General features: G+C 47.1%; 4 protein-coding genes. 2 read left to right on the forward strand and 2 right to left on the reverse strand.

Annotated elements, in window-relative coordinates; all coding sequences use genetic code 11:
* Window positions 1–33: 33 nt before the first annotated feature.
* The gene (locus KTO58_RS00580; protein WP_225859993.1) at window positions 34–11,094 is read right to left on the reverse strand and encodes a non-ribosomal peptide synthetase; all 11,061 of its coding nucleotides are present in this window, start codon (window positions 11,092–11,094) and stop codon (window positions 34–36) included.
* 845 nt (window positions 11,095–11,939) lie between these two features.
* On the opposite strand from KTO58_RS00580, the gene KTO58_RS00585 reads away from it, so the two are divergent.
* Both KTO58_RS00585 and KTO58_RS00590 read left to right on the forward strand, forming a co-directional pair.
* Complete coding sequence (locus KTO58_RS00585) at window positions 11,940–12,797, forward strand: 3-hydroxyacyl-CoA dehydrogenase family protein (RefSeq protein WP_095841255.1); 858 nt, start codon at window positions 11,940–11,942, stop codon at window positions 12,795–12,797.
* Window positions 12,798–12,816: 19 nt separating this feature from the next.
* On the forward strand, window positions 12,817–13,068 hold the full coding sequence (locus KTO58_RS00590; RefSeq protein ID WP_095841254.1) for a phosphopantetheine-binding protein: 252 nt from the start codon (window positions 12,817–12,819) through the stop codon (window positions 13,066–13,068).
* A 12-nt stretch (window positions 13,069–13,080) separates the two neighbouring features.
* Here the strand turns inward: KTO58_RS00590 and KTO58_RS00595 are convergent, their stop codons facing one another.
* Window positions 13,081–13,806 (reverse strand): O-methyltransferase, encoded by a 726-nt coding sequence (locus KTO58_RS00595; protein WP_198315065.1) that lies wholly within the window; start codon window positions 13,804–13,806, stop codon window positions 13,081–13,083.
* Window positions 13,807–13,903: the final 97 nt, after the last annotated feature.

Consider the following 13,903-nt stretch of genomic DNA (forward strand, 5'->3'; position numbering starts at 1 on the left):
ATATCCTAGTTTTTAGTATTGCTACCCTGTTTTTTAACAGCTACTACCAGAGATCGTTATCGCTGGCAATACGCCAGACTCACCGTCATCACCAACATGCACCGTTTGCAACGGTAGCTGAGTAATAGCCTCCAGTAAAGACAGATAGTGTGCAAATATCCGTCGGATCGTACTTTCATAGAACAGGTCCGTGTTGTACTCCACCGCCAGCAATAAGCCGTCAGCCGTCTCCCGAGCACCCACATTTAACTCAAATTGACTGGTCTCCCGCGCAATACCGATCTCCGATGCACGCAAGCCCGTGAGCTCTAATGCGGGGGATGGTGGCATATTCTGTAACATAAATATCGCCTGCCACATCGGTGGGTGCATACCCTCCATACCATAACCCAAACGCTCCTGTATCATTTCAATAGGAACATCCTGGTGCTCAAAAGCAGAGATCGTTGTCTCCCTTACCGCATGCAACAGATCACTAAAAGACTGCTGGGGCGCCAACAGGCTTCGTAATAACAGGAAGTTGTTAGAGAAGAATCCAACCGTCTGAGCCACCTCCTGCTGCGACCTTCCGGCAGATACAGTAGCAATACAAATATCCCGTTGCCCGCTGTAACGGGCGATCACCACCTTAAAGGCCGTCAGCAAAGTCATAAACAACGTACACTCCTGCTGTAACGACAACTGTTTAAGTGCCATAACAAGTGTCTGATCTACACGAAAATCGATCGTATGCCCCCGGTAACTTAGCTGTTGAGGCCTGGGGTGATCAGTAGGAAGTGACCATGGCGCCATATCCCGCAGCACATCTTCCCAATACGCTAATTTATTTCGCATCACACCCGAACGGATATACTGCTGCTGCCACAACGTATGATCCGCAAACTGTACCACCGGCTTATCTACCACCGGCAATGTCCCGGCACTAACAATATTGTATAAACGAATGAAAGATTCCATTATGAGAGCCATCGACCAGCCATCCGCCGCAATATGATGCAGGTTAATAGTGAGAAGGTGCATATCCACACCAAACGATACCAGCTGCACCCGCAACATATGATCCTGGCCCAGGTCAAATGGCTGGTCCAGCAGTCCCCGTACATAATCGTAAAGCACCGTATGTGCCACCTTGTCAATTACAGCAGGCACACCTCCGGCAACCGCGGCAATCACCCCCGCCGGTACATCTGCCTGACCAACACACTGCAGCTGCCATTGATCCTCCGGTAACAAATAAGAAAGCACCGCTGAATCATCTCCGGTAGCCCGGATAACAGTACGTAATGTTTCATGCTGATTGACGAGTAGCCTGAAAGCTTGCTCCAATGAAGGAACATCAGGATGCCCCCGTAGCTGGTATACCTTAGGAATATGATAATGCACACTACCGCTTCGCTGGTCCATTGCCCACAACTCAGCCTGTCCAAAAGAGAGTGGGATACCAGCCCCAGCCAACCGTTTAACAGGTACGACCGTATCCTCGTAATCAACCATACCTTCAGCCGGTAAGCTGTCAAGGTAAACCCCAAGGTCCGCCAGTAAACGGTATCGATAGAGTTTACTGATAGCTACGTTCTTACCGCATAACTTACGTATCCGGGCTTTCACGCTGATCACCAGCAAGGAATGCCCGCCCAGCAAAAAGAAATCATCTGTCACACTCACAGAGGAAACGTGCAATACCGATTGCCAGATAGAAACAAGCTGCCTTTCCGTCATATTGCGGGGAGGCGCATATACCCGTTCCACCTGGTCCGCAATAGAAAAGACCAGCGCATCCCGGTCTATCTTACCATTGGGCCGTAGCGGCATAACATCGATAGTTTGCAATACCGCCGGTATCATGTAATCAGGCAGGTTTGCCTTTAAATACAGAGCCAACTGATCCGTGTCAAGATTAGCACCGGGTACTATATACGCGATCAGCTGTTTATGTCCCTCCACCGGCTGATATACCTTGACGGCCACCTGGCTCACCATACCGCTTTTTAATAAGACTTGCTCAATCTCGCCGGGTTCTACCCGGAATCCCCTGATCTTTACCTGGTCATCTGTCCTGCCCATAAAATGAATAGTGCCGTCTATATGGTAACGCGCAAGGTCGCCCGTATTGTAAAGTTGTATGCCGGGCAGAAAAGGATGAGGAAGGAATCTCGCCGCAGTCAGCGCCGCAGATTGCAGATAGCCTTTCGACAATCCCACTCCTCCTACATATAACTCTCCCGGCACATGCGCTGGCAGTGGCATTCCCTGCCGGTCCAGCACATAAGCCGTACGATAGTCCAATGGAAGTCCTATAGGGATTTCTCCATACATATCGTCATGACTGACCAAATGCAAAAGAGAGAAGGTCGTATTTTCTGTTGGTCCGTACCCGTTAATAATTGAAAGACGCGGATAGGCCGATAATAATCGCCTGATATGGTAAAGAGATAATTTATCCCCACCCGTAATAACAGTATCCAGGTTTTCAAACACACGGATATCATGCTCCACCAGCTGATTCAGCCAACTGGAAGTAAACCACATTTTTTTAATGCCGTGGTAAGAGATCGCCTCCCGCAGATAGCTACTGTCCAGCAAAAGCGCCTGCTCACAGAGCACAAGCCGCCCGCCGTTGAGTAACGTACACCAGTATTCAAAGAGCGTAGCATCAAACGTAATAGCTCCGGTAGATAAAACAGATTCCGAAGCTTTTATCATCAGGTGTTTACTGGCCCACAGCATACTGCTTATATTACGGTGAGTGATCATCACGCCCTTAGGCCGGCCGGTACTACCGGAAGTATACATGATACATGCCAGATCATCCGGCGCTGCTCCTTCAGGTGTAAGTCCTGGTAGGTTATCCGCGGGCAGATCCGATATTAACCCCGCTGCCGTATCCAGACAAACAAGCCGTTCTTCAGGAATGCCAGCACTCATCAACAGGGGCCGGTGCGATGCTAATGTAATGACCACCGGATAATTAATACCTTCCAATAGTTGAAGAATACGCTCCGGAGGATAGCTTGGTGTTAGCGGCAGGTAAGCACCCCCGGCTTTTAATATACCCAGGATACCTGCTATCATATTGATCGACCGGTCTATACAGATAGGTATCGGGACATTGCGCTCCACACCGCGCTGTCTCAAATAAAAGGCTAATCGATTGGCCTGCCTGTTTAACGAAGCATAGCTAACTGCATCCGCTCCGGATACCAATGCAACCGCTTCCGGCTGCACAATCACCTGCTTCTCAAAAAGAGGAACAAGACCGCCTGCAGCGTCAGGATAGATCGTAGCAGTCGTGAGTGTACCATAATGGTTGTTCCATTCCTCCTGTCCTAGTATCCGGCGCCGGTCTGCCGGTAGATCATAATACGCCAACACTTGCTCCAACACCCGGTGGAAATATTCGCTCAGCTCCTCCATCGACCGGCCACTGCTTAATCGCCGTGACTGAGAGAAAATAACATGTAACTCATCACCGGTGATATTAACGGAACAATCCAGGAAAGTATTGGTCTGCTCATAACCGTCTACTACAATACTTCTTTCATCAGCAGATCGCGCTTCAAATGCGCCTGCCTCCAGCTGCTCATATACATGGAAATTGACAAAGTTAAAAAGGATGTCAAAAAAAGGATTTTTACCGGGCTCATTATTACCGGTCGCCTGCGCGATCGCTGGCAACGGCATACGGTTATAAGGCTGAATAGCTAATTGATGCTGATCCAGCTGCGTAAAGAAAGCCCTCCAGCTCTCAGCTCCCGTGGGCATCATATACCGGAAAGGAATGGTATTCAGAAAACAGCCCAACAGCTGATCCCCGTCATCTACCAATGGCCGGTTATTGGTCACTAGGCCAATTGTACCTTCTTTTTCATAACTGAATAAACCGATCGTATAGATAGTCGCACCCAGGAATAATGTCTTCAATGATACACCCTCCTCTACCGCTTTATCTTTTAACGCCGCAAAGAATGCGCGATCATAGCGTTTCCTGAAACGATGAAAATGATGCTCCTCCGAAAAGATATCTGTCCGCTTATGATCGGCTAATTCCCTGATCCAGAATTCCTTCGTAACGGCACTATCCTTCTCAATAATATTTTGTATCACGAAATCCTTGTAGCTGCTGCCTAACGGTGGCAATGTAGATAGATCGCCTGCAGCGAGCTGCAGATAAAGATTGTTCAATGATGTGTTAAACGATGCCACACTCCATCCATCCGCAATGGCATGATGGAACTGTAACACAAATAAATAATGATCGGAAGTCCGCAATAGGTGCATTCGCCACAACGGGGCCTGGTCAACGATGAAAGGATGCTTCCGTTCTTCCGCCAGGAATGCTAATAACGCCGCATGTATATTTGCTGCCGCCCGGATATCTACCACCGGTAGTGCTACCGGTATAGTGGAATAAACAACCTGTATACCTGCAGAAAGTTGTTCGATCGGAAATGCCGTCCGTAATATGCCGTGTCGGGCAACAATCAATTCCAGCGCTTTTTTAAAGCGCACAATATCAACATCCTTACTTAACCGGTAAGCAAATTGATCATGATAGATCGCGGCGTCTGGGTATTGAAGGGAGGTAGCGATCATACCCAGCTGGATATCACTCATCGGAAAAAGATCTGCTATCATAGCCGCATCCGGCAGCAGCGGCAGCAATGAACGTCGCTGCTCCTCCAACATAACTGCTACCTGCCGTACCTGCTCCTGGTAATGATCCGCAGGTAGTAACGTATCTATCAATGAAGCCAACGCATCGATAGTAGTAGCCTTATAGAGATCCGCTACAGACACTTCTTTGCGGAATACCTTCCTCACCTGGCTGATCACGCGTATCAGGTTAAGCGAATCCCCGCCTAGCTCAAAATAATTATCAGTAATGCTGATCGCTTTCGCACCTAACACGCCTTGCCAGATATCATGCAGCAACTGCTCCGTTTCATTACGAGGCGCTATCTGTATGGTCTGTGATTGCGGATCAGGTAACGCATCACGATCTACCTTACCATTACTGGTAAGTGGTATTTTTGTTACAACAACAAAGAGTTGTGGAACCATATAGTCGGGCAGCCTGCCTTGTAGGGCCGTGATCATAACTGCTTTGTCAAAGGCGCCGGTAGGTACGATATAAGCCACCAGGTGTTTTTCACCAGCGCCTTTATGCAAGGCCCTGGCTAATACGACTCCTTGTTTGACAAGCCCGGTCTGTAGTATCGCATTTTCAATTTCACCGAGCTCAATACGATACCCTCTCACCTTCACCTGGTTGTCTATACGTCCCAGGTACTCCAGTGTCCCGTCAGGCAACCACCTGGCGAGGTCCCCGGTTTTATACAATCGTTGTGAAGTAATAGTAGAATGTTCAATAAAACGTTCGGTAGTAAGAGCTTCCCTGTTCAGATACCCTCTTGCCAAACCTGCTCCTGCGATATAGAGTTCCCCGGGTACACCTTCGGGCAGCAACTGTGCCTGTGCATCGAGTACATAAGCCGTCAGCGAAGCAATGGGTTTACCGATTACACTAGTGGCTGCCTGTATATGCTGTGCATGGATCTCCTGGAAGGTCACATGCACGGTCGTCTCTGTAATACCATACATGTTGATAAGGCGGCAGGTAGTATAAGCTGCATGCCATGGTTTTAGTTTGGCAGGGTTGAGTGCTTCCCCGCCAAAGATGACATAGCGTACGGAGAGATCAGGGAAGTTGTCAGCCGCCGCGGATATAGTGTCCTGCAATACATAAAAAGCAGCAGGTGTCTGATTGAGTACGGTTACCTGCTCGTTATGCAATAAAGCGGCAAATGCAGGAGTATCCCTGGCAATATGTTTGGGAACGACAACCAGCCTGCCGCCGTACAATAACGCGCCATACATCTCCCACACAGAGAAATCAAAACAGAAAGAATGAAACAATGTCCAGACATCTGATTGTCGGAATTGGAATAAAGGCTCCGTGGCATCAAACAGGCTGATGACATTACGATGCTCAATGATCACGCCTTTAGGCTGCCCGGTAGACCCGGATGTGTAGATGACGTAGGCCGCCTGCTGCGGGCTGACTACAGGCAACGCTTCGGGCTGCAAGGCATCAGTCTGCAGGAGCACCTGTACCGTAAGGAATGTAGGACTATGTACCTCTGCGCAGATCGTCTGCAACAGCGGAAGATGTGTTTCAGTAGTGATAGCCAGCGTAGCCGCCGTATCCTGTAAGATGAACCGTATCCGCTCGGTAGGATAGGAGGGGTCTACAGGCACATAGGCGGCCCCCGCTTTTAAGATGCCGATCAGGGCAACGATCATGTCAATAGATGGTTCCAGGCATACCGGGATAAAGGTGTCCGGCAGCAGGCCATGACGGATAAGCTGCGCTGCAAGCAAGGTCGATCGCCGGTCAAGCTCCTGGTAAGACAACTGCTGTTCTCCAAAGGTCAGTGCAATATGACCCGGTACGCTCATCACCTGTCTGGCAAAAAGATCCACGATGCTGGGATAGTTAGTTTTCATGGCAGGAATAATCTCGACGGACGCCTGCCCGGCTGATAATATATGATCCCGCTGTATCGTATCGTCATAATGGCGAAGTATTTGTATTAATACCTGGTGGAAATAAGTATAGATCTCCTCCATCGATTGACCACATTTGAAAGACCGGGTTTGAGATACTAAAAGGATCAACTCATCTTCCGTGATACTGATACTCCAGTCCAGGAACGTATTGGTAAAGGCATGATTACTGAACAACACTGACCTTTCATCAGCAGTATTACCCGCGGTCAACCCTTCTGAGAACTGGTCATATACATGGAAGTTGACAAAGTTGAATAATACGTCAAAAAAAGGATTCTCCTGCGCAGGCCCCTTACCGGCAGCATGGGTGATAGCCGATAAAGGCAGCCGGTCGTGAGATTGCAGTGCCAGCTGCTTTTGCTCCAATTGTGCAAAGAACTGCTGCCAGCTATCTAATGCCGTAGGCATCGTATACCTGAACGGGATCGTATTCAGAAAACATCCCAGCAATCGATCCCCATCTTCTACCAGCGGACGATTATTGCTTACTAAACCAATCGTCCCTTCTTTTTCATAATGCAGCAATCCCAGGGTATAGACCGTTGCTCCAAGGAATAGTGTTTTTAACGATAAGCCTTCTGCAGCGGCCTTACTTTTTAACGCAGTAAAAAATGCGGGATCAAACTTCCTTTTGAAACGATGACAGAGCGTATCTTCCGAAAAAAGATCTAATCGCTTATAACCAGATAATTCATGTGACCAGAATGTTTTGGCTGCCTCATTATCTTTCTCTATGATATCCTGTATAACAAAATCCCGGTAAGTACTTTTTAATGGTGTTAACTGACTGGGGATTTCCCCTCCCACTAATTGGAGATAGAGGTTATTTAACGCCGTGTTAAAAGAAGCCACACTCCATCCATCAGCTATGGCGTGATGAAACTGTAATACAAAGATATAATGATCCCTCGCCTGTAACAGGTTGGCACGCCATAACGGCGCCTGCTCGATGATAAAGGGCCGGGCTCGTTCAGCAGCTAGGAAATCAGCCAGCGCCTTCGTTACATCTGCTGCCGCCCGGATATCCGTAACCGGTAAAGGTACAGGTACTGTTCGGTACACTACCTGCACACTTGCTGTAAGAAGGTCGAGCTGAAAAGAAGTCCTTAATATACCGTGCTGCTGTACAATCAACTGTAATGCTTGTTGAAATAAACGGATATTCAGATGTATAGGTAGCCGGTAAGAAAACTGATCATGGTAAATAGCTGCACCTGGATGTTTGAGGAAAGCGATGATCATACCCAACTGAATATCACTCATCGGAAAGATATCTTCCACCTCTGCTGCATCGGGCAATACAGCAAGCAACCTGGTTTTCTTTTCCTCCAATAGCTCAGATACCGACCGCACTGTTTCCTGATAGCTGCCGAGTGCCGGTAAAGTGTCTATCAACGAAGCCACTGCGCCGATAGTAGTGGCCCTGTACAGATCGATGGCCAGCACCTCTTTCTGAAAGACTTGCCTGATCCGGTTGATCACGCGTATCAGGTTAAGCGAATCCCCGCCTAGCTCAAAATAATTATCAGTAATACTGATCGCTTTCGCACCTAACACGCCTTGCCAGATATCATGCAGCAACTGCTCCGTTTCATTACGAGGCGCTATCTGTATGGTTTGCGATTGCGGATCAGGTAACGCATCACGATCTACCTTACCATTACTGGTAAGTGGTATTTTTGTTACAACAACAAAGAGTTGTGGAACCATATAGTCGGGCAGCCTGCCTTGCAGGGCCGTGATCATAACTGCTTTGTCAAAGGCGCCGGTAGGTACGATATAAGCCACCAGGTGTTTTTCACCAGCGCCTTTATGCAAGGCCCTGGCTAATACGACTCCTTGTTTGACAAGCCCGGTCTGTAGTATCGCATTTTCAATTTCACCGAGCTCAATACGATACCCTCTCACCTTCACCTGGTTGTCTATACGTCCCAGGTACTCCAGTGTCCCGTCAGGCAACCACCTGGCGAGGTCCCCGGTTTTATACAATCGTTGTGAAGTAATAGTAGAATGTTCAATAAAACGTTCGGTAGTAAGAGCTTCCCTGTTCAGATACCCTCTTGCCAAACCTGCTCCTGCGATATAGAGTTCCCCGGGTACACCTTCGGGCAGCAACTGTGCCTGTGCATCGAGTACATAAGCCGTCAGCGAAGCAATGGGTTTACCGATTACACTAGTGGCTGCCTGTATATGCTGTGCATGGATCTCCTGGAAGGTCACATGCACGGTCGTCTCTGTAATACCATACATGTTGATAAGGCGGCAGGTAGTATAAGCTGCATGCCATGGTTTTAGTTTGGCAGGGTTGAGTGCTTCCCCGCCAAAGATGACATAGCGTACGGAGAGATCAGGGAAGTTGTCAGCCACCGCGGATATAGTGTCCTGCAATACATAAAAGGCAGCAGGTGTCTGATTGAGTACGGTTACCTGCTCGTTATGCAATAAAGCGGCAAATGCAGGAGTATCCCTGGCAATATGTTTGGGAACGACAACCAGCCTGCCGCCGTACAATAACGCGCCATACATCTCCCACACAGAGAAATCAAAACAGAAAGAATGAAACAATGTCCAGACATCTGATTGTCGGAATTGGAATAAAGGCTCCGTGGCATCAAACAGGCTGATGACATTACGATGCTCAATGATCACGCCTTTAGGCTGCCCGGTAGACCCGGATGTGTAGATGACGTAGGCCGCCTGCTGCGGGCTGACTACAGGCAACACTTCGGGCTGCAAGGCATCAGTCTGCAGGAGCACCTGTACCGTAAGGAATGTAGGACTATGTACCTCTGCGCAGATCGTCTGCAACAGCGGAAGATGTGTTTCAGTAGTGATAGCCAGCGTAGCCGCCGTATCCTGTAAGATGAACCGTATCCGCTCGGTAGGATAGGAGGGGTCTACAGGCACATAGGCGGCCCCCGCTTTTAAGATGCCGATCAGGGCAACGATCATGTCAATAGATGGTTCCAGGCATACCGGGATAAAGGTGTCCGGCAGCAGGCCATGACGGATAAGCTGCGCTGCAAGCAAGGTCGATCGCCGGTCAAGCTCCTGGTAAGACAACTGCTGTTCTCCAAAGGTCAGTGCAACATGATCCGGTACGCGCCCCGCCTGTGCGGCGAAGCGGCTACTGATAGTCTGATCACTAAAAGAAGTAGACATACCCGGCTTGTGCAACAACTGCGCTCTTTCTGTCGGCAAAAGAATATCAATAGCACCTACCTGCTCCTGCTGCTTATCAGCAAATTGCCCTATAATATATAATAACCGTCGGGTGAGCATGGCTGCATCCTGCGGTGTCAGGGTGTCATACCGGTAAAGTAAGGTGAGCTGTAAAGGCTGATGTTTTCCATATTCCTGCCAGTATACGCGTAAGGGCCTTTGTTCTGCCTCGTTCCATAACTGGTGGAAACTGCTTTGTAGATCGCCGCCCATATCCAGCTCAAAATTTAATGCCGCATGATTCACTACGATCTCGAACAATGACATATCACCTGCCCGCTCCCTGAGTAAATGACTCAACTCACTCAATCCCACATATTGATTTTTCAAGTCCTCCGTTTGCGAACGGTCTATCGTAGCTAGCAATGCAGACAGCATCTCCTCAGGATGATAATGACCAATAAACGGTACAATACCCGCATAGGTACCAATAATATTATGCTGCGCTGTCGTTCTCCGCCTATGCCTCGCAATACCCAACATTAACCGCTGCTGCGCATTAACCCGGGAAAAATAGATGAGTAAGGCAGCTACCGTCAGCTTCTGCAAACCAATATGACCGGTAGCAGCAATAACATAATCCAAGTTGCCTCTTTCCGCTGCAGTCAACTGATAGGTATACACCCCGCTAACCTTGCCGGATGGATCACCAGTTGCATAGCTGTGTGGAAAGATCTTAGGACATTTATGAGTTAACTGCTGAGACCAGTAAGCTACTTGATCCTGGTAGCCGGGCGTCGCGCAGTAAGCAGCCGCCTTCTCAATATCAGCTATATAAGAGGAGGACACAGCAAGCGACGTAGTAGTATCGCCTGCCAGCAACATCCTGTAGCTCCTGGCTACAGCAAGCAGCCACAAACGATAGGCATACAGATCAAATAATAAATGATGATGCCGGAAACAATACCAATACTCGTCCTCAGATATCTTAATGAGATAGTGGTCAAACAACACCGCGTCTTTATGGATATCATATGGAATATTACATTGTTCCTGTAGCCATTGCTTCGCCACCGCCGCAGATGCCACATGTTGACTATAATCTGATTCTTGCAGGGGAATAATCACTTCAGCAGCGGTAACATAACCCATAGGTGTGGACGACCGGAGATCAAATCGCATACGGAATATATCATGCGCACTAAGCATATCTGCTACCGCCGTTCTGAAATAAGGAATATGCAAATTCCCTCTCAAAATAAGGTAACCGGCGGTAACATAATGTGGACTATCGGGATGGGCTAACTGGTCAAAATAAATATCTCGCTGTGCAGGATGTAAGCTGATGGCACGAATTGGCATAGTGCATTGTTTTAGGTAGAGTGGCAATGATAGAATGACAAGAACAGGAGCGCTTGTTGGCCTCGGCTGCGGTTGAAACAAACATATAACTTAACACACGTACTAGGTAAATGGACGGGTGTATTATAACACGACAGAACTGTAACTATTGTATTGGCGGCATATAGGAAGACAGTAACACATCATGCTGGCTGCAGGGAACTTACCCTCGTACGAAGTCTGTCAGAAAATGAATGGATATAATTCAGTATAGTGTTATGAGCTTTTTCATATTTGGGCTTGTTTTAAACATTGCAAGACTAAAGTTGATAGCGGGTTGTAGACTGAATGAAATTAATAAAAAAAATTGATACCATACTGGCTGTGCTAAAAAAACAATCATGCCGGATACATGTAAATACCTATAGATAAAGCCATACAACGGACAATTATTTTTTTAATTGATATTATTTGTATAGATTCGAAAAATTGAAAGTGCGTTTAGAATGATAGAGAAGTAGCTATAAAGCCAAGTATACAACCCAGAAATCGTTTCGTTTAACCTTGCCGGACTATTAGTTTTTGATTGCCTATGGTTTCGTTTCAACCTCTATCGTAATAACAATGCCTGGAAGGAGCGCTTGATCTAAATATATGTTACCCGTGAACTGCCCATGTATCTTCTTTTCCGCCTGCATGGAGCTTCATTGTCAATACAAATAGATCGCAGATGTTGCTATACTGCTGATATAACATTACTACAACGTAGCGCATAAGCTATGCGCTAACGGCTATACATTATGACCTCATGGAGGCCATCAGCTATGTATTGCTTGTCAGGAAATTTAAGCATTTGAAGATATCATATGAAAAAAGAAAAAATAGGCGTCATCGGAGCTGGCGTAATGGGACAAGGAGTGGCCCACCAGTTCTCTAAATACGGATATGACGTAACCCTGGTAGATGTAAATGAGGATAAATTACAGGAAGCCGCTGCCCGTATAAGGAATATAGAACGGCTGGACCTGCTGATGCAGAAAAGCGGTAAATCCCCTCAAAGCATCAATCAAAATATCCTGCAGAACATATCCCTGACCACCTCTCTGTCCACATTGAAAGAAGCGACCGTCATTATTGAAAATGTGCCCGAAAAGATCGAGATCAAAACAATCGTGTACAAAGAACTATATCACGTGGTTAATGATACAGCACTTGTAGCAGTGAATACCTCCGCAACACCTATCGGAATACTCTCTGCACTACTGCGATATCCGGAAAGAGTCATGGGAATGCACTTCGTCAATCCCGTACATCTGATGCCAACGCTCGAACTTGTAAAAGGAGCCAGCACTGATGATAACACCATACAAAGAGCATTAGACCTGCTGGCAGATATGAAGATGAAAGGTGTATTGGTCAATGATGCCCCCGGATTTGTATCCAATAGGGTAATGCTCATGTACATCAATGAAGCCGCTATGTGTGTGGAAGAAGGTATAGGCAGCGCTCATGCAGTCGATCAGATATTCAGAGAGTGCCTCTCCCACAAAATGGGACCACTACAAACCGCAGACCTCATCGGCATCGATACCATTCTCTATTCCCTGGAAGTATTACACCACTCATTTGCTAACGATAAATATAAACCTGCAGGAATACTCCAGCAAATGGTCGATAAAGAACTGCTCGGGATCAAAAAAGGTCAGGGATTCTATAAATACTAAAGACATTAAAAACAATCTTATGAAAGAGGCTATCAGATCATACCTTCAACAACGTATAGGGGAAGACGTCAGCTTTTCCAATACAGACGATATATTCGAACTGGGACTGGTAACATCCATTTTTGCGATGCAACTGGTTATGTACCTGGAACGGGAATTCAATATTTCCGTGTCGAATGATGAAATGAATATCACCAACTTCAACTCCGTAGATAACATTACCACCTTCGTGTCCGGCAAAAAAAGTTCGGCCACCACAGCAAATGTGTGATGGCCCCCAATACTATTTTTTCCTGGCTACCATCAAACCATCACGGATAGGTAGAATAATATTTTCTACGCGTTCATCAGCATGTACCTTACGCACATATTCTCTTAGTGCCACTGTACTACGGTCAGTGGCACTTTCATCCGTTATTTTTCCTCTCCAGAGAATGTTGTCCGCAATTATATAACCACCTGGTCTGATCTTATCAAAGACCAGGTCATAATAAAGCGCATAACTGGGTTTGTCTGCATCAATAAATACAAGGTCAAACACATCCTGCAATGCCGGGACTATCTTGCGGGCATCCCCTATATGTAATGTTACCTGCGCCGATAAACCTGCCCTTTCAAGAAATGAGTGGATATGCGGCGCCAGCTCCTCATTCGCTTCTATCGTATGCAATACGCCTCCTTGCCGCAACCCATCACTCAGGCAGATAGCAGAATAACCGGTATAAGTACCTATCTCAAGAATAGCAGCTGGCTGTATCATCTTACTGAACATACGTAATAACTCACCTTGGTAATGTCCTGCAAGCATTTCCGGGAAAGGTGCCTTCTGTTGCGTGAAATCATTCAGGTCACGCAGAATATCAGATTCAGGTTGTAGATACGATTCAACAAAAGATTGTATGGCTGGTGATACCAGTTCGTAGTGGGCGTTTTCCATAAGTAAGCGGAACAATGTTAGAAAATAGTTGTTGACAGCCGGGTTAATAGACTGTACAATTAAATTAAACATTTCAGGTGGGAGTACCAAAAATCAATACCGTAGAAAAAGAAAACCCCTGCGTCATTACAACACAGGGGCAGATTGCATATGAGGTGGACACGAAAAA

Source organism: Chitinophaga pendula, assembly GCF_020386615.1.
GTDB lineage: Bacteria > Bacteroidota > Bacteroidia > Chitinophagales > Chitinophagaceae > Chitinophaga > Chitinophaga pendula.

Bases quoted from the DNA above. Each gene is read 5' to 3' on its own strand.
- KTO58_RS00590 (WP_095841254.1), top strand. From the start codon at position 12,817: ATGAAAGAGGCTATCAGATCATACCTTCAACAACGTATAGGGGAAGAC.
- KTO58_RS00585 (WP_095841255.1), top strand. From the start codon at position 11,940: ATGAAAAAAGAAAAAATAGGCGTCATCGGAGCTGGCGTAATGGGACAA.
- KTO58_RS00595 (WP_198315065.1), bottom strand. From the start codon at position 13,806: ATGTTTAATTTAATTGTACAGTCTATTAACCCGGCTGTCAACAACTAT.
- KTO58_RS00580 (WP_225859993.1), bottom strand. From the start codon at position 11,094: ATGCCAATTCGTGCCATCAGCTTACATCCTGCACAGCGAGATATTTAT.